At 35.9% G+C, this 18,578-nt stretch carries 21 protein-coding genes; 3 read left to right on the top strand and 18 right to left on the bottom strand.

Annotated elements, in window-relative coordinates; translation table 11 throughout:
* From GMD78_RS18275 to GMD78_RS18290, 4 genes are all read right to left on the bottom strand, one after another.
* Positions 1 to 226, bottom strand: a 226-nt coding sequence (locus GMD78_RS18275) for a transposase (protein ID WP_196493863.1), incomplete at its 3' end; no start/stop codon positions are given.
* Between the two features lie 248 nt (positions 227 to 474).
* Complete coding sequence (locus tag GMD78_RS18280; RefSeq protein ID WP_155670974.1) at positions 475 to 972, bottom strand: DinB family protein; 498 nt, start codon at positions 970 to 972, stop codon at positions 475 to 477.
* Positions 973 to 1,021: 49 nt separating this feature from the next.
* Positions 1,022 to 1,996 (bottom strand): NAD(P)-dependent alcohol dehydrogenase, encoded by a 975-nt coding sequence (locus GMD78_RS18285; RefSeq protein WP_155670976.1) that lies wholly within the window; start codon positions 1,994 to 1,996, stop codon positions 1,022 to 1,024.
* Positions 1,997 to 2,362: 366 nt separating this feature from the next.
* Positions 2,363 to 2,668, bottom strand: a complete 306-nt coding sequence (locus tag GMD78_RS18290; RefSeq protein ID WP_155670978.1) for a hypothetical protein — start codon at positions 2,666 to 2,668, stop codon at positions 2,363 to 2,365.
* A 103-nt stretch (positions 2,669 to 2,771) separates the two neighbouring features.
* Between GMD78_RS18290 and GMD78_RS18295 the strand changes: the two genes are divergently transcribed.
* Entirely contained in the window at positions 2,772 to 3,074 is a 303-nt protein-coding gene (locus GMD78_RS18295; RefSeq protein WP_155670980.1) for a hypothetical protein, read from the top strand.
* 146 nt (positions 3,075 to 3,220) lie between these two features.
* On the opposite strand, the gene GMD78_RS18300 is transcribed toward GMD78_RS18295, so the two are convergent.
* The gene (locus GMD78_RS18300; protein WP_155670982.1) at positions 3,221 to 3,796 is read right to left on the bottom strand and encodes a DUF5673 domain-containing protein; all 576 of its coding nucleotides are present in this window, start codon (positions 3,794 to 3,796) and stop codon (positions 3,221 to 3,223) included.
* Positions 3,797 to 4,009: 213 nt separating this feature from the next.
* On the opposite strand from GMD78_RS18300, the gene GMD78_RS18305 reads away from it, so the two are divergent.
* Entirely contained in the window at positions 4,010 to 4,351 is a 342-nt protein-coding gene (locus GMD78_RS18305) for a hypothetical protein (protein ID WP_155670984.1), read from the top strand.
* Between the two features lie 154 nt (positions 4,352 to 4,505).
* Here the strand turns inward: GMD78_RS18305 and GMD78_RS18310 are convergent, their stop codons facing one another.
* A complete protein-coding gene (locus tag GMD78_RS18310; protein WP_155670986.1) occupies positions 4,506 to 6,326 on the bottom strand; it encodes a YhgE/Pip domain-containing protein in 1,821 nt (606 codons plus the stop codon).
* A 2-nt stretch (positions 6,327 to 6,328) separates the two neighbouring features.
* On the bottom strand, positions 6,329 to 8,272 hold the full coding sequence (locus tag GMD78_RS18315; protein WP_155670988.1) for an efflux RND transporter permease subunit: 1,944 nt from the start codon (positions 8,270 to 8,272) through the stop codon (positions 6,329 to 6,331).
* Between the two features lie 332 nt (positions 8,273 to 8,604).
* Between GMD78_RS18315 and GMD78_RS18320 the strand changes: the two genes are divergently transcribed.
* Positions 8,605 to 9,111, top strand: coding sequence for a TetR/AcrR family transcriptional regulator (locus tag GMD78_RS18320; RefSeq protein WP_246187699.1), 507 nt, complete (start codon positions 8,605 to 8,607; stop codon positions 9,109 to 9,111).
* Between the two features lie 81 nt (positions 9,112 to 9,192).
* On the opposite strand, the gene GMD78_RS18325 is transcribed toward GMD78_RS18320, so the two are convergent.
* From GMD78_RS18325 to GMD78_RS18375, 11 genes are all read right to left on the bottom strand, one after another.
* Positions 9,193 to 10,086: an alpha/beta hydrolase gene (locus tag GMD78_RS18325; protein WP_196493864.1), complete on the bottom strand. Its 894-nt coding sequence runs from the start codon at positions 10,084 to 10,086 to the stop codon at positions 9,193 to 9,195.
* A 135-nt stretch (positions 10,087 to 10,221) separates the two neighbouring features.
* On the bottom strand, positions 10,222 to 11,286 hold the full coding sequence (locus GMD78_RS18330; protein WP_155670995.1) for a sensor histidine kinase: 1,065 nt from the start codon (positions 11,284 to 11,286) through the stop codon (positions 10,222 to 10,224).
* 123 nt (positions 11,287 to 11,409) lie between these two features.
* Entirely contained in the window at positions 11,410 to 12,012 is a 603-nt protein-coding gene (locus tag GMD78_RS18335) for a TetR/AcrR family transcriptional regulator (RefSeq protein WP_155670997.1), read from the bottom strand.
* Positions 12,013 to 12,027: 15 nt separating this feature from the next.
* Positions 12,028 to 12,816, bottom strand: coding sequence for a DNA alkylation repair protein (locus GMD78_RS18340; RefSeq protein ID WP_155670999.1), 789 nt, complete (start codon positions 12,814 to 12,816; stop codon positions 12,028 to 12,030).
* 6 nt (positions 12,817 to 12,822) lie between these two features.
* Entirely contained in the window at positions 12,823 to 13,248 is a 426-nt protein-coding gene (locus GMD78_RS18345; protein WP_196493865.1) for a VOC family protein, read from the bottom strand.
* A gap of 151 nt (positions 13,249 to 13,399) precedes the next feature.
* Positions 13,400 to 14,263, bottom strand: coding sequence for an ABC transporter permease subunit (locus GMD78_RS18350; protein WP_155671003.1), 864 nt, complete (start codon positions 14,261 to 14,263; stop codon positions 13,400 to 13,402).
* Entirely contained in the window at positions 14,263 to 15,048 is a 786-nt protein-coding gene (phnE, locus tag GMD78_RS18355) for a phosphonate ABC transporter, permease protein PhnE (protein ID WP_155671005.1), read from the bottom strand. The genes GMD78_RS18350 and phnE overlap by 1 nt, the downstream gene beginning before the upstream one ends.
* 12 nt (positions 15,049 to 15,060) lie before the next feature.
* Positions 15,061 to 15,825 carry a phosphonate ABC transporter ATP-binding protein gene (gene phnC / locus GMD78_RS18360; RefSeq protein WP_155671007.1) on the bottom strand — a complete coding sequence of 255 codons (765 nt, stop codon included), beginning with the start codon at positions 15,823 to 15,825 and terminating at the stop codon, positions 15,061 to 15,063.
* Positions 15,826 to 15,907: 82 nt separating this feature from the next.
* Complete coding sequence (locus GMD78_RS18365) at positions 15,908 to 16,924, bottom strand: PhnD/SsuA/transferrin family substrate-binding protein (protein ID WP_155671009.1); 1,017 nt, start codon at positions 16,922 to 16,924, stop codon at positions 15,908 to 15,910.
* Between the two features lie 143 nt (positions 16,925 to 17,067).
* Positions 17,068 to 17,868 (bottom strand): PHP domain-containing protein, encoded by an 801-nt coding sequence (locus tag GMD78_RS18370; protein ID WP_155671095.1) that lies wholly within the window; start codon positions 17,866 to 17,868, stop codon positions 17,068 to 17,070.
* The gene (locus GMD78_RS18375) at positions 17,858 to 18,577 is read right to left on the bottom strand and encodes a phosphonate C-P lyase system protein PhnL (protein ID WP_155671011.1); all 720 of its coding nucleotides are present in this window, start codon (positions 18,575 to 18,577) and stop codon (positions 17,858 to 17,860) included. Before GMD78_RS18375 ends, GMD78_RS18370 begins: the two co-directional genes overlap by 11 nt.
* Between the last annotated feature and the right edge of the window lies 1 nt (position 18,578).

Genomic DNA, 18,578 nt, shown 5'->3' on the forward strand with positions numbered 1-18,578 from the left:
TCTTTTTTCCATACCCGTTCCGTCTATTGTTTGTTTCCTTTTCTCCTTTATCATTGGATTCATAGCCCAAATGATGATTCATTTCACCTTTTAACATTGATTCAAACTTCGGTCCGAATATGTCTTTTAATGCATCTTGCATATCCTCTACAGACTTTGGTTGATACTGTTCAATAATCTTGTTAGCTAATTCTACGGAGTTAGGATCTCTTTTGGGTTTGCCCATTTAAAACACTCCTTTAGCTTTATAGTTATTATTCTACCAAATAAAAAACTGTGTGAGTAAGAAACCGTACGCATTTCTTACTTACACAGTTTATATTACACTCCCTATGATTACCTTTCATCCTAATCTTGTATGATAATCTTTCAAAAATAAAAAGTGCTGACAAAGTTGTTTTTACAACATTCGTAAGCACTTTTTTCATTTATCTAGCTTCCAAAACCACAATACCATGAATTAACACTCCACAGTTATATTGATTTTCCCTCTTTTATTTGTTCAATATGCCGCTGTTCATGTAAGTATACTACCTCTACCCATTGATGTAGTGGTAGTTCCCCAAAGGAAGGATGTTTCACGGAAATCTCCATTAATATAGATTGATCTTCTATACTTGCTAATAAATCCATCAATTTTTCCCTTGAGTCATGAAACATATCTATTATTTGTTGCACTTCAAAAGGGCCTTCATCTGGTTCAACAATTTTCGGTGCTATTCTTTTGATTGTTCGATCCAACAAAAGGTGGATATTTTTACGATCTTTATTCATGCGATTATTCTCTTTTAATCCCCATTTAACCGCTATAATAGTTGCCTGTTCAACTAAAACTAAATGATGGCAAACTTGAGCAATACTCCACTTTTCTTTATTAGGCTTGTTATTAAACACATCACTTTTCAAAGAACTAATCTCTTTTAGTAGGTTATTTCTCGTTTGAACCAAATTATCATTAAAGTAATTAACCAAGAAATCTCTCCTTTCACTAATTTATCATTTATATTTATCGTATATATTTCTATGCAACTACAGTAATAACAATTTTCCCTTTCGCATGACCTTCTTGTAAGTACTTGAAAGCATCCTGGACTTCATTCAATAGGTAAGTTCGGTCAATTACAGGTTTTACTTGCCCAGCTTCAATAAGTTCTTTTATAAATTCTAGATCCTTTTTATTGTTTTTTTGTAAAAAAGTACGTATCTTCCTATTACCAGTCATTGAAATCCATGGTCCTTGGATCATAGCTTGAAACATTTGTTTTTGGGAACCTCCTACATGAACAAAGATCCCATTTGAACGTAGCGCACGCTTATAGACTGAAATTGGTTGTTGACCGTTAATACCTAAAATTAGGTCATACTGCTCTGTTCTTTTTACAAAATCCTCTTTCTTATAGTCAATTACATGATCTGCACCGATAATTCGCATATTTTCTACATTTCTCGTACTACAAACTGCCGTTACTTCTGCTCCAAAACTTTTAGCAATTTGCACAGCAAAAGTTCCAACACCACCTGAAGCACCATAAATCAAAACCTTATTCCCCGATTGAATCTTTCCTTCATCCCTTAGTGCCTGTAAAGCTGTAACTGCTGCTGTAGGAACGGCTGCTGCTTCTTCAAATGATAGACTGTTAGGTTTAGCAGACAATGCTGGTTCAGGAACCGCAACATATTCCGCAAAACCTCCCCAGCCAAAACTAGATAAATCACCATACACCTCATCACCTGGTTGAAACTGAGTTACATGTTTACCAACTTCTTCAACCGTACCAGCTATGTCACCGCCAGGTATTGAGTATTTAGGTTTAAAAAGACCATAGGCAAAACGTGCTAAAAATGGTTCACCTTTTAGCAGTACTAAATTTCCATAATTCACCGATGCAGCATGAATTTTTACTAATACTTGATTATTTTCTGGTATTGGTTTTTCGACCTTTTTTAATTCAAGCGTATCAGGTGAACCGTATTGTTTAGATACAATTGCTTTCATCAAATTCCTCCAAACATAATTTATTTGAACTCACTTTTTATACTTTGATCCTGCTTATACGAAATGGAAAATTAAATGGTCTATTACAATGAATTTAATGATAGAGGCACACGAAAGGAGTAATGATTAAGAGAGTTCATGCAAATCTAGAACAGCCACTTTTCACGTTTAAATTAGTGAATCTTATCAAAGTTAATCAACTTTAATTTGATACTATTCAAGAAAAGTAATAATGTCAATAAAATTAACAGAAAATTAACACGACAGGTGCCTGTCACTTGTCGAATTATATAGGAAAAGAAAAAAGACCTAACCTTATAAAAGGTTAGATCCTTGTCTTAAATTAAGAAAAAAGACAGGTAATATCTACTGTTGAGTAGACATCCTCCGCCAGCCGTTCTCTTCTAGCTTCTCCACGTACGTATTCATACAAATTTCTTCAAGTTCTATTACTAGTGGTTGTAGAGAAACAAAGCATTCCTTCGTTACATAATTTATGGTTACCTTTACTACTTCATAACCATTATGGTATCTAGGATCGAATCCCGGATCATCTATTATATCTCCCTTCACAGGTCGAAAATCAGATTCTATTGTTTTTATCATGCAAGCAGGTGTTGCTAATTCGGGTTCTTTTATAGATGAAATAAAAATTACTAAATTAATTTTCATGCTATCTCCTTCTATATATTAAATTATATAATTCTATATTACACATATATGGTGCATAACTGAACTCGTAACAGGCAAATTAACTTTGAAAGGAGAGTAAAAAATGACAAACGAAGCTCTAAAAGTACTTAATCAAATAAAACAAATTATCAATCAAATGGAGCAGCAAAGAGAGCAAAACCTTCAACCAAATCAAAAACAAAGCATACAGGAACAGAATCAAGAAGTTAACTTAGAACAAAGAGCCGAACAGCAGCTACAAGAAATCCAGGAATTAATTCAACAGTACCAACTACGAAATCCAACTAACCAAAGCACTCAAGCATCAGCAGGATTAGACTTAGGACAATTTAGTAGTGGTCAAACTAATTTTCAACCTGGTAGGAATGACTTTGACCGTATTTAGCCAGCCTCATTAACTACTGACCCTGATTTTCTATTGATTCAGGGTCCTATCAACGCGAGATTCCTGTTGTTCAACTAAATTGCACTATGTAACTCTTTAACACATATTTATAGAGGATTAGCAATTCTTAACTAACATATATTCATCTAATCACGCTGCTTACTAGTACCGATATACTCCTCTAATAACCTATCCAGCTTTTCTTTCATATCGTCGGAAGTCACCACACAGCTTAACCTACGAACTTTTGACCTGATTATTAACTCATAACGGTCATTTACTTCTCTAGAATGTCCATAATATCGATGATTAATATCTATTGGATAAAAATCATAAGACTTGATTTTTTTCCAAGGAATAAAGCTATTTCCACTTAGTATACCGTCCTTTGTAATCGCAAATAAGTTTAATACATCAGTTGAATAGGTTAGTGGGAGAACAACCATCGGATAAAGATACCAATTATCCATTTGGAAAAACATACCGACAATAATTATAATAGCAGGAAATAAAAGTAGGAAAGCGTATAAAATAATTCCAACCCTTTGTTTCGAATAAACTGGATAATCTACTTCTTTCTGTGGGTATTTTCTAATATCTGAAATATCCTCCTCGGTTATAGGTAAAATAATTTCATTCTTCATTTCAATAATAACTTCTATAAATTTGTAGATATAATAACCTACAATCAAGAGAAACAGTAACCCCATAATTAAACTCATTCCTTCACCACCGTTCATTAACTTTTAAGTTACTAAGTAATACGAAATAGCTCTTTGGAATGTTTCAGTTTTGCTGTTTTTCAACCCCATGCACAAGCAAACTAACTTAGGAGCGACGACTAGTAACTCTCCAAACGAGGAAAATCACTTATCTTTTTTCCTAAATAAGTTATAATAAGATCGAACTACCAATGATATACATGGAGGAAAACAATGGAAGAGACTATTTCATTAAATGCTTTGAATGCTTTAGTAGAAAAGAAGATAAAGAAAAAAATTCTCATTAAACTAATTTGGAATGAAAATGAGAAAATCACCTTGTTCATTACCCCAAATATGAAAATTAACTCCTTCATTTATGACGATAAAGAGGGTTATTTATTTTATGATATGGAGGGAAATCTAGTTAAAAATAGCATTCCGTGCATTTTGACAGAAGACAAATTAGAAGATGGTAAAATTAATATAGAAAAAATAAAAAACAATAGCTTATTAGTGAATAATCAGCCCCTATCAAACGAGGACATCGTATTTCTAAAAGAATATCATACATAGTCCTTCCTTCGCGCCTAACCTCTACATTTTCCAAGCCTTTATGGTGAATGACATAGTTGCACTTATGCGTGGGTAGGAAAGTTTAAATTCCTATAAGTAAAAAAGCATGTGAAATTCTCTACGAAATTCACATGCTTCAAAAAACTAATACCTCTTATGAAAATAGATCCTTCAAACGAGCCCAGAAGCCTTTTGCTTCTTCTACTGGTTCTTCGGTCGTTTCCGGTTCTTCGTACATAATACTTTTTGTTTTGAACACAAACTGAACCGAATTAATTTTTTCGTTTTCGGTCGAAACAAAGGATACAGCTTCAAAATCAGATTTATCATAATCTGCCATCATCTCATCTATTTCCTCTGTCATTTGATCTGGTAAATCACTAGTAGATTCATGTAACTCACTTGTACCGTCGTAAAGTTCACCTACACCAGTGTCTAATTCATTTGTTCCCACAGATAATTCTTCGATCCCACTGTGTAACTCTTGATAGGAGTTAGAAAGTTGGTTAACTCCCCCAGTATAGTCAACCAATCCAGCGTGAAATTCTTTATAATTGGAAGAAAGGGTGGCTAATCCTTCCTGTAATTGGGCGAAATCACCTGCTGCATCCATACCTTCTAAAGAAGAAGATAGCCCATTTGCCATGGAGTCTAGATTAGTAGCCATTTCGTTTAGTGCACCAATAACTTCTTCTAAAGTTACATCAACTGCATCAAAGCCTCCCTTTACTTGGGCGTACGTTCCTTTTGCAGTCTGGGCTTTAACATACGTATCCACTAATTGATCCACTACCCTCTGATCCGCTCCGCTTGAATACAACTTCTGTATTTCTTCTTCGGAAATGTTATATGCCGGAATATCCTCCATTGCACCATCTAACGCACGATAGGCGTTCGCATAATTATCTTTAAGTAATGTTAATCCTTCTGACGTTTCCTTTAAACCATTTGATAGTTGCGTAAGACCATCTGCAAGCTGACCCAACTCACTTAGATCCATTCCTTCCGAATTGCCAAGTGAATCGCTAATTGTTTCAAGAGCTTGCTCAATGTCTTTCGATCCGTTCACAAGATCAGTGGAAGCATCATCTAGATCAGATATTCCATTTTGATATTGCTTGGAACCCTCTTCTAAGTCCGCTACACCATTATTTAGTTCCGAAACTCCATCATTTAACTCAGCCACACCATTGTTTAGGTCAGAAATGGCATCAGTTAGAGATTTCATATCACCAGTCATTTCTCCTATATCCGGTGATTCAATCGACATCGATGATGGAACACCTGAGATTTCAATACCTTCTAACTCAAAACCTTCCACATCAGCTTCTACTACAAGTTCTTCTTCATTTTCGGGCATTACAGTAAATGTCACTTGCTTGTTTTTACCAGCATTAGCAACCATTCCGTCTTCTGTCTTAATATTGTTATAGATAGTCGAATCTAGCGTAAGGGCAATTTGCAATAAATAGTTTTCAAAAAATACTCGATTCACGTCTTCATTCGCCGATGTTTCAATTCGAATTTGTACGTGGCCATCTTTACCAGCTAAATCTTCAGGGGAAATCTCCTCTCCGTCTAAGAAATACGTAATCGAAATGTCCCATGGTAATGGTTCATCATTCATATTCCCTTGGTAATAAAATTTTCCCTTTGGTGCAGTGAACTGTACTTTATCTTCAACTTGTTCTATTTCGGATAAATCGGTTAAGTTCTTAAGGCTAGTATAGGACCCGTAATCAACAATCTTTCCTTCTTTTTCAACATCTAATGTGTTCACCACATAGATTTCTTGTCCCTCACCAGTTGCACTTAGTGTTGCATATACCACTTCATCCTTTGAGGAAACCTCCCCATCCTTTTTAGGGTCAACTTCCTCTGAGTTGCTGTCATTTGTTGAAGCAGTTGCAAGAAATGACGGCAATACAAGGATTACAGCTGCTAAAACAATTAGTATTTTTTTCATTCTCCTCATCATCATTTCTCCTTATAATAATTTGCTTTCCATGTAGTTTTATCTATTAACTTATCAAATACCAGTAACATGGCAGGTAGGAAAAATACTACCATAATAAAAGCAAGTAATGCCCCTCGCCCTAGTAATAATCCGATAGAGCCAACGATCGGATTGGATGAAGTAATCCATAAAATAAATCCGACACTGGATAAAATCGAAGCTGAAATAGCAATCGCAAAAAGTTTCTCATCGATTGTTTTCTTAATCGCTTTTAAGGCTGGCATTTCTTTTCTGTTCTCCTTATACGCTTCGGTAAGAAGAATTGCATAATCGACCGTCGCAGCAAGCTGTACCGTACTAATGATTAGATACCCCACATACACCAGAGAAGAATCTGTAAAGTATGGAACGGATAAGTTAATCCAAACAGCTGACTGAATCGTAAGCAGAAGAATAATTGGAAATGTGATGGATTTAAACGTGATCAACAGTACAATTGCAATCGTAATAACCGTTAGTAAATTAACGACTGTATTATCCTTTTGAACGACATTTTTCATGTCATATAATGTCACGCTCTCCCCAAGAGAATAGACGTCATCACCATAATAACTTTCGGCCGTCTGTTGAACTTCCTCAATTAACCCGAATACCACCTCTCCCTCAGTAGCAGTGCTTGTGTTAAGAATGATCCGACTGTAATTTTCTGAATAAAACTGTTCGGTTACAGACTCCTCTAAATATTCAGGTGGAATTGCTGCACTGACCGTGTTGACGTACGAAAGAATACTTGTTACATGGTCCAAATTATTTAAATCTTGCACTAATTCTTCTTCTTTAGCGATGTCCCCTTTTGGAACTAGTAAAACCATTTGTGTACTCTTTCCGAATTCCTCTTCAATTTTGATGACATCACTTCCAGCACGAGTAGAATCAGGCTGCTCCCCAATACCATATGTGAAAGTAGTTTGGCCCTGTGCCAAATATGCCGGGACGATGAGAAGCAATACGAGCAACAAACTAGGTACTTTGAGTTTCACAACCTTACTCCCAATATTTTTAAAGCTCGGAATAATTGGTTTGTGCTTTGTTTTATCAATCCATTTATAAAACATGAGTGTTAGAGCTGGTAAAAAGACCATAACACTAATAAAGCTTAATACAATTCCTTTTACTAGATTAAGTCCTAAATCCGAGCCAATTTCAAAGTTCATAAATGTTAGTGCCGTAAAACCAAAGAACGTAGTTGACGCACTAGCAATAATAGCCGGGAATGATCTCTTCATTGCAAGCTGCATGGCTTCAGTTGGATCTGCTACTTTCTTTCGATAATCTGAAAAACTATGAAGTAGGAAAATAGCATAGTCTAGCGAAACTGCTAGCTGTAATATCGGTGCAACGGATTGCGTAACGAAGGATATTTCGCCAAGGAATATGTTCGTTCCTAAGTTAATCAATACGGAAACACCGATTGCGGTTAGGAAGAATATCGGTTCTACCCAGGAATTCGTGGATAAAATTAAAATGATTACGATGATCGGTATCAATAATGCTGCCGCATACATGGTTTCAGTAAAAGCCATCTTTTGTTGCGTGGCAGTATCTAGTGCCTCACCTGACATGGCATTATCTTCACCAATTAAGTCATAGATAGCATCCGTAATCTCCACTTCATCTCCTTCACGAATACTGAAGGTAAATAATGCATTATTATTCTTATAATATGATTCAACGGTATCCTCATCAGCTATTTCTATTGGTGTTTTTATATCAATGGCATCATCTAACCAAGTAACATCAGTCACTCCATCGATAGAAGAAAGCTGATCCTTAAAAATAAGCGCTTCTTGAACCGTAACGTCGTGAATCATGATTCTCGTATTTGGAACAGATCCATCAAATTCTTGTTCCATGATATCCATTGCCTTCGTGGATTGCGCTTCTTCTGGTAAGTAATCTACCATATTGTAATTAACACCAACAAAAAACTGAGCAATGGTACTAATAACTGCAATGATAAGAAAAGAAATTACAATGGGCTTTTTTTGTTTTATGATTCGTGCTGCTATTCCTATAGCTATTCACCCTTTCTTACGTAAACAAAATTTCACTTTTTCATTATATAAACACAGTGTTGGATTTACAACAAACAGTATTGTAAAATAAGTACATTCCCCAACATATTACTTCATTGTGTTGGATAACTTAAAAATTTATAAGGAGAGGATTCCCCATTACTTCCGAAAAATTAGATCGTAGAAAAAAATACACACGGATGGTGTTAAAGGATAGTCTTATGAAGTTATTAGGAGAAAAGCCAATAACTGCAATTACGGTCAAAGAACTTTGTAAGCTGGCTGATATCAACCGTTCCACGTTCTATACCCATTATTCCGACCAGTTTGACCTTCTGGAACAAATTGAAGATGAATTAATAGAGGATATGAATACGTACCTGAGTACATATAATTTTGAGCAGACAGAAGAAGCTTTGCAAATGACTGAAAAGTTGATCGAATACTTTGCTTCCAAGCAAACCGAATGTCGAACCCTCCTCAATAAAAATGGGGATTCCTCCTTTCAAAAGAAAGTAACGGTTGTAGCTCAACGTTTTATTATGGAGAAATGGATGAAGGTTAGCAACCTTGAGAAAGAGATTTCCGAGTATTTGAGCACATTTATCGTGAACGGAAGCATTCAAGTGATGAAAATGTGGCTATACAACGGAATGGATAAATCACCAAAAGAAATGGCCGAACTAATTAACAACTTCATTAACAAAGGACTACTCGGAATGAAGTAAATTGTATTATCGGATGCTGTCGGTGCCTGTCACTCCCCGAAATTTGTCGAATCGAACCATGGGGTCGGATCCCTTGTCCCATTATTTTGATAGAAAGTCTACAATATCTCTATAAACGATTTCGTTTGTTTCTTCGTTAAGAACTTCATGCTTCAATCCAGGATAGACGATACTAGATATGTGTTGGTATCCTATTTTTCTCAATGAATCTAATGATTCTTTTAAACCTTTTTCACCTCCTGTTATGGGATCGTCAGCTCCAGTTACACTTAGAATTTGTAAGTCAGGATTCCTGCATTTGAATTTATGATAGTTATGCAAGTTGCTATCCGCACTAAACACCGTTAACATAGCACTATTTTGATAATCATATTGGCATAAAGGATCGTTTCGATATCTTTCCAAATTTGACAGACTAGCACTCAGCCAGGAATCATCTTTGTTATTCCCACTTAAATTACGAATAAATCTGCTATAACCATGTTTTCCGGAGAATAACATGACAACTCTTCCAAGGAAAATGCCAAGGTTCACACCTGGTACATAATTTGCTGTTCCGCTCATTACAAATTTTTTAATTTCAGCATCATGCTCCTGTAAATAGCATCTGGCAAATAAAGAACCTAACGAATGTCCAAATAAGTATAAATCCTTGCCTGGAAAACGATTTTTTATAAAGTTTGTTAGAAGGATTTGGTCATCAATTATTTCCCCCACACCATCCATATAGCCTAGTGGATAGTGTTCATTAATCGATGCCCCATGTCCTCTAGTATCCGAAATGATGACAGTGAAGCCATTTTCCGTTAAAAATTCAATGAATTCATAATATCTTTCTTTATGTTCCTGAGCACCATGAATCATTTGAACCAATGCTTTCGTTTCTTTTGCTTCAGAAAGTGCAACGGACAATTCTAAACCATCATTCGCTTTTAGTTTGATAGCTTCCATTTTCAATTCACCTATTCCTGCCATCTTCGGGTTGTTCTCCAACAACTTTCGTCTCTACAATTGATATCCTTCTCATATTTTACTCTGTTATGTTGTACCGATAAACAACTGAATATACGATTGCCCCCCCTTCACCAATACCAAAATCACACTTACCCACTAAAAAACAACCCAAACCCTAGTTCCAACACCTAATTTACTCTCCACTTCAATTTGTCCACCATGGGCCTTTACAATCTGTTGTGCAATAGCCAATCCTAAGCCGCTCCCCTTATGGGATTCACCTGTATTGGTTCCACGGTAGTAGCGTGTAAACAAATCCTCTAATTCCTCTCTCGGAATACCCTTACCATGATCTTCGATGACTAGATGGACATGTTCTTGTTTTTGTTGAATACTCACTTGAATCAAGGTATCGGAAGGATTATGAACAATTGCATTATAGATCAAATTTATCATAGCTCGTTGTATCAAAGTTCGATCACAATGAAATGGATATGCATCTAATTCCGTAGAAAAATCAAGATTAACATCTTCATATAAAGGGTGATTTAAAATTTGAATAATCGATTCTCTAACCACCTCAACTAAATCTTCTTTATCTTTTTTCACAGGAACGGACGTACTTCTTAATTTATACGTAAGGTTTAAATCGTCTATTAAACGCTCAATATAATCTGACTTATCAAGAATGATATCTGTATATCGTTTCTTTTCTGTATAATCAAGCTCGTAATCCTGCAGCAATTCTGAGTATCCCTTAATTGAGGCAAGTGGGGTTTTAATATCATGCGTAATATTTGTCACCCATTCTTCCCTTGTTTTTTCCAGCTTCAATTGTTCCGTCTCATTTGACTTTAAGGTAGTAGATAAATCATTTAGATTCTGAAATACTTGTTTATAAATCCCCTTCGGATGGTAGGTCTGTCGAAAATTACCTTTGGCTAAGCTTTGGATTCCCTCAATGATTTGTACCAAAGGTTTAGTTAATCGATTGCTGAAGAAATACCCAAACAACAATGCAATTAAAGTTACCACTACAATAACAATCGTACCGACAATCAAAACATCTCGAATCAGTGTCTCTGAACGATAATAAATATTCGACTTTCCAATAACCGCTTCTGGAAAGCCCATGATATAGCTTAAATCACGATTATCTATAACCAGCTTCCCCACAAAAATAGTCGAATTTTCCAGTGCGGGACGTGGGGTCAGGTTCATTGTCCCAGTGGGACAACGAACCTGACCCCACTCTAATTAAAGAAACACCCACAAACTTTATGGAACGTTTGTGAGTGCTTTAAATTTAATACGTGCTTATTCATTTGTTCTAGGGATAGATTTCTACTTATCAGTTGCTGGTTTAAAGCCAGTTAGAAAAGACTCAATGGTATACATTACCTCTCTACTTGATTGTTGATGATCTGGATTTTCTGCAATCCATAGTGCAGCCTCATTCATCGCACCGGATAGACTATGTGTTAATGCATCAATAGATGTATGATTTATGACAATAACCCCATGTTCCAGCATTAGGTGCAAATGTTCTTTTAAAGAACTCATCGAATACTTTTGATCCATCCTTCGAAACGTATCCCACCCAAGTACCGCAGGTCCATCAATTAACAAGATTCGTTGATTTTTATCCTCTGCAGCGGAATCGATAAAAGCTCGACAACCATTCAGGAGCTGTACCCACAAATCATCACTTTTCTCTGCCTCCGCTTCCACTTTGTTAGCAATTTCCATTTGAACTTCCTCAAAAACAGCCAGGAATAATCCTTTTTTATTTTTAAAATGGTGATAGATAGCACCTCTAGTTAGATTTGCCTCCTTCACAATATCCTCTAAAGTTACATGCGCATACCCTTTTTCTCTGAATTGCTGTTTTGCGATATCCATTATTCGTTTTATAGTAATGGAAGCCTCTTCTTTTGTTCTTCTCATTATGTTCCACCTTTTTTACCGATTATTGATTACATGGACCAGTTCTTCTGCTTTAGAATCTTTTTGCTTCAATAATGTCCTTAATCCATGCTTAATCACTTTAGAATTTATATTATTATTTTGATCCATATACTCACTTAACCATGATAGCACAATCATCGAGTAATCTTTGGTCAGATCATTAATATGATTCGCAACAGACTTTTGAACATAGGGAGAGGGATCATTTATTAACCCTTTTATTAGAGTTAAATTTTGCCTAGGATCATTCTTGATTGGTTCAATTTTTTTAGCCCATGGAAGTCTTGGACGAGTACCTTCACTAACGAGCCTTCTTACGTGTGAATTAGAATCGGACTTCCATTCTTGAAAATAGGCTAAGCATCTGTTAATATCGCGGGCAAGGTATGGTCTAATCGCATATTCAGAAGTATGTCGTTTCGTAATTTCATACATCGCATTCATCGATGTGTCAAAATGATCTTGACCATATTTTTCAACAAACGTAGCGACTGGCATAAGAAAGTATCCATTTGTAAACATGCCCTCTTCCGTATCATTTTCAGGTCCTAATATGTTCAATAAAATAAGTAACGCTTGTTCATAATCAAGAGGTAAGTGACTATGCAATTCATCTGCAATTACTTCCACTCGAGCTTTTAATTCCTTATTTTCTACACGCTTAGAAACATGGTGGATAAATGAATCCGATGGAAAAGTTGAATCATGAGCTTCAATTAGACTGGATAATCGTTTGGCTAATTGTGCATCAAAATAATATTTTAACGGGACATATTCACTCATCCCCCTTTATTCCTTCCATATTTCTTCATTATATTGTTCTTGGTAGGACTGTTCTGGTGGGATAATTGTAATAACATCGATTAATACTCCATTCGGGTCACTCGTAATGAAATGCCGCTGCCCAAATGCTTCATCACGTATATCTAAATGAAGAGGTAGCTTTTTTTCTCTCACTAATGTTTGGTAGAACTGGTCAACATCATCTACTTCCAAATTAAGAATTAAACCTTGCACATCTTGATTAAACGGACTTGGTACCGTCTCATGTCTTTTATCTAATATAGCTAATTCGTGTCCAGTCTCCTCCTTTTTTAAGCTAATGTACCAATCAGTTTGAAAAACCGTTGAGAAACCAAAAAAATTCCGATAGAAATTCCCAGTTTCTTCTACTTTGTCTGTCATTAAAACTGGATAAAAGCTGTTGAAGTTCATATTAATCACTCCTTTGTTTACATCTACCTTAACATACATACATTATGTATGTAAAATATTATTTTTAAATTTTTCGAAATTTTAAATGTTGAAGTAAAAAAAGCAGTCTTGTCAAGTACTTCAAACATAACTGCTTTCCCATTACCCCATACTATGCTTTTACAGAAGAAGGGAAATAACGGTTCTTCAAGCGAGTAGATATAACTTCTAAGATGATCGCGATAATTAAGATCGCATATGTAATTAAACCAACTTCCCTTAAATCAAAATAGAATCCAGATGCCATAAATAGTTCAAACCCTATTCCACCCGCTCCTGCAGCAGCCCCCATTGCAACTGCTACAGAAAAGTTAATTTCAAATCGAAGAAATGTCCAAGACAAAAAATATGTGAACGTGGATGGTAAAATACCATGTACAACAATATGCCACCAGCTAGAGCCTGTTGATCGTAGTGCTTCAATAATACCAGGGTTAACTTCCTCGATTGCTTCTGAAAAAGCTTTTACTAAGTAAGCAATCGAATGAAATAGCATACCAAGTACAGCTGCTTCACTTCCTAGACCTGCAGCTATTGCAAAGATTAGTACCCATAACACCGTGGGAACTGCTCGGATAAACGCGACAAATACTCGTATCATTTTCGAGATCCAAGGCTTTGATAGATTTTCTGCCGCCAACAGTGAAAGAAACAAGGCAATGATTGCACCAAAAATTGTGGCCAACACACCTAATCCTAATGTAATTCCAACTTGATAAAATGCCTCTCCCCAGCTAAAATGAGTTAACGCTGGCTCAAAAAACATTACTCGAAGATTATATAAGGTTTCCGATATCGCTCGTTGTATCTGTAGCCCCGTGTAGTCAAAAAAGAAAAACGCTAGTATTGTTAAAGCTGTTAATACCCAAATGGTCCATTTAACTACGGTATCCACTTTATTTCCTGATTTGATATTAATCTGGCCATTGCCCTTACGTTTAATCAAAGTCGGATTTATATCTTTGACCATTTCCATTATAAGATCACCTTCCGTATTTTATTTGATAATAATTCAATGACAATGACGGCGATAACAATGGTAAATGTAATTAGTGCAACAACATTGTAATTCATATTTTTATAATAGAGGTCAAACATGTATCCAATTCCAGTTCCTGTTAAGATTCCTACCAATGTTGCACTACGGATATTGGTCTCAATCATAAATAGAATCCAGCTAAGCATTTGTGGAAGGCTTTGCGGAATAACCGCTTTACTTACAATATGAAAATACGTTGCACCTGTAGCAGTGAGCGCTTCTACAGAGCTTTGATTCGCTTCATCCACTGATTCAATAAATGCCCTTGTCAAGAAACCTACAGTCGCAACAAATAATGCCAAAAATCCTGTCATCGAATTTTGACCAAATGAAATAAGTAGAATGAGCGACCATGCTACTACAGGAATATTTCTAGAAAAAGAAGCAATAAATCTAGCAATCACACTAAAAAATTGATTCACTTTGGTTGTCTTTGAGCCCATTAATGCTAAAAAGAGCGATACAACAGCAGCTAATGTTGTTGCTGCAATGGACATAAATATCGTCTCACCTAATTTTTCTAGAATCTGAGGCATTTTTGCTATTGAATCTTGTGTGATCAAGAGATTAGAGAACATCCAACCAATTGCAGCAGGGATGGTCAACATACCATCTATTAGGTTAAAGTTGGTAATCGAGGTAGATAAATAGGTTACGACAATAATAATGATGAGAAAAAAAGTAGTTTGCCATTTTTTTGCATGCATTCTTTTTTCGTTCATACTTCTACTCCCTTAAACTGTTATTAATTCTCTCGATTCGATTCCATATATATGCTCAATCTGATCTCTGTAAAGAACTTTACTTGGTCCATCAAAAACAATCTCTCCTTCTTTTAATCCAATGATCCGATCGGCATACTCCTTAGCCACTTCTACTTGGTGAAGATTGACAATACAAGTAATTCCTAATTCCGTACTTATAGTTTTTAAATAGTCCATGATTACTTTTGATGAATTCGGATCAAGCGATGCTATTGGTTCATCGCAAAGAATAAGCTTCGGCTCTTGTATAAGGGCACGACATATACCAACTCGTTGCTGCTGTCCACCACTTAACTGATCACATCGTTTATACGCGTGTTCGGAAATGCCCAATTTTTGTAGCAAGAAAAAGGCTCGCTCCTTCTCCTCCTCCGTAAACCTTCCTAGGACACCTTGAAGAGTTGATTTATATCCAAAACGACCATGTAATACATTCTCGATAACGGTTAACCGTGGTACGAGATTATAGTGTTGAAATATCATCCCAATATTTGTACGAAGTTTTCGTAATTCTTTTTTCTTCATCGCCCCAACATCTATACCATCAAATTTAACTTTTCCACCACTAATTTCTACCATTCGATTGATACATCGAAGTAGCGTCGATTTTCCAGCACCAGATGGCCCTATAACAGATAGAAATTCTCCAGCATTTGCTTCAAAAGATACATTCTTTAATACTCTAGTTTCCCCATCATACAATTTACTTAGTTCTTCAACTTTTAGTAATGACATGGAACAAACTCCTTTTTGTATTATTGGAAATATGGAGTATGCATTCACCAATACATACTCCATATAATAGCCCTTCTATTACTTAGTTCTGTGATAACTCACGAATTGGATTGAACCACTCATCTTCAACGGACATAAAGCGTTCCTGATCAGATTTAGAGAATAATCCTCCTACCTCTGAATCTTTTGGTACAAAAATCTCCTCATTATTTGCAATTTCATCAGAGGTAAATACTTCTTGGATATTGTCATAATCCTCTTGTTCCAATACTTCCATATTTGCAACAAATGGTGCGTTCAATACAGGTGTTACACTCATTAACATAAATTCACTTCCAGTTACTGTATTAAATGGCTCTGCAGCATCTTCCTTCACTCGATAAATCGTACCCACTTTATTCTCTTCACCATTAGCAACTTCAACATAATTATTTACACAAGAGTCACAGAATGCTGCAACATCAGCATTACCATTTAACAAATTAACTGCTGACCCTTGGTGAGAGCCACCAAACAATACTTGAGAGAAAAGTGGTCCACCTTCCATTAAATCTTCTTCCGTTAAATCCATTTCAGAGAAATGTCCTAAAATAGTAGAAGATGGTACAACGAATCCTGATGTTGAACTGTTAGATACAAATGAAAATCTTTTTCCTTCAATTGTATCTAATGAAAAATCCCCATCTACTTTAAAGTCATCTTGATCATCCACATTAACAGCCAACCAACTATGATACATCGCGTCGTCTAATGTACCAGATGGACCAGTCGCAACAACAATAGGCTCAATCTTGTCATTTTGCTCTTTCGCTTCGATATAACCTTGAGCACCCATAAAAGCAAGATCCGCATTATTATTGACAATCGTTTCAATTGCAATCGCATAATCCGTTGTTAAATGATGTTCTACTTCTTTCCCTGTTGCATCTGCAATTGCATCTCCAATTGCATCTCGGGCTGATTTTAAATCATTTCCAGATTCATTTGGGTACCAAACAATATCAATTACATCGTCTGATCCAGCACTTCCTACCGAACAAGCGGCTAACATTACAGTTGCTACAAGGAACACAACACCTAATACCCATCTCTTTTGCATAATAATTCCCCTCCATGATCATTAAAGTTGCAATTTTTTCTACGATGAAGGATCTCCCTTCAAAGCTAGTCTTATTAAATCACAAAAATTGATTAAATTGGTTGAATTTACTATTTCTTCACACATATTTAAGGAATTTAACATTAGGTAAACAAAGCATTTACTGGGCTTGTTATGTCGCCTATTTTAATGGGTTTTCCAAATAATCCATGATAATCCGTTCCACCGGTCATTACTAGATCATAAGATTCTGCTAAGGCTTCTATTTTTTGATGATCCTGTTGGGTATGATCCATATGATTTCGTTCAATACCACCTAAACCAGCTTCTACTAATTCTGGAATTAGCTCATAGGAATCAAGCTGACCCGGATGGGCTACAACTGCTAATCCTCCATCAGCAACAATAGCTTCTACTGCTGTAAATACATCTGCATACTCGATATCACCTACAGTGCTGTTTTTAAACAGCTTGATATACAGATCCCTGTAGATTGAACTGGAATAGCTGGCATTCGTTAAATGGTTCATAATATGTTGCTTGTAAATGGTCTGACTTGGTAATGCACTTTCTCGTATTACCTTTTCGTCAATGGTATAACCACCATCTTTTATTTGTTGCATTAACCACAAGGAATGTTCTTGTCTTCTTTGCAAAATCGGTTGACAAACTTTTTGGATATGAAAAGCATTTGGCTGGTAATCATAACCAAGGACATGCACCTTTCTCTTTCTTTTAAAATCATAGGCAGATATTTCTATTCCCGGAATAGTGGTAATGTTATATTCCATACCGAGTTCACTAATCATTTTTTGTCCATCAACGGTATCATGATCGACGATACTTATATGCGTTACACCATTTTTTTGAGCCTCTTTCAATATATCTCGAACAGAATCTGAACCATCAGAATAATGACTATGTACATGGAGATCAGCCTTCATTTCTATCACTTGCCACCTCCATAATTTGTTTGGAATTCATATCGAAAATTTGATCACAAAGATTTTCCATAAATTCTATATCATGAAATATACCAACCAATGTCGTTCCACTTGCCTTTAGCTTTTCAATGACATCACGAACCCTTTGTTTGGATTTTTCATCTAAGCTTGCTGTTGGCTCATCTAACAATAATAATCTTGGTTTTTTTACTGTAGCTATAGCGATATTCAGTCGTAATTTCTCTCCACCAGAAAACGTATTCGGAAATGTATCCCATATAGTTGGATCAAGTTCGAAATGCATTAATGCTATTTCCGCATCCCGCTTAGCAACTGCTTTTGTTTCTCCCATTTCTAGTACTGCTTGTTCTACTAGTTCTCTGCAGGTTCTTCTTGGCATTACATTTAAGAACTGCGATACATAACCAATCTCATGTTTACGTAAATAAATAATTTGTCTTTCCGTAGCTTCTGTTAAGTCCAGCTTCCCAAAATATTCAGAATCAAAGTAAATGCTTCCCTCATCAGGAAGATATGTGCGATAAATACTTTTTAAAATGGTGGATTTACCACTACCGCTTTTTCCTACGATGCCAATAAACTGCCCCTTTTCCAATTGAAACGTAACATGGTGGACTGCTTGTCTAGTCGTACCAAAGTGATGATTGGTAAATTTCTTCCCCATATCATTTACTTCCAATATGGCCATC

It is taken from the genome of Ornithinibacillus caprae, assembly GCF_009728145.1.
Classification (GTDB): domain Bacteria; phylum Bacillota; class Bacilli; order Bacillales; family Amphibacillaceae; genus Ornithinibacillus; species Ornithinibacillus caprae.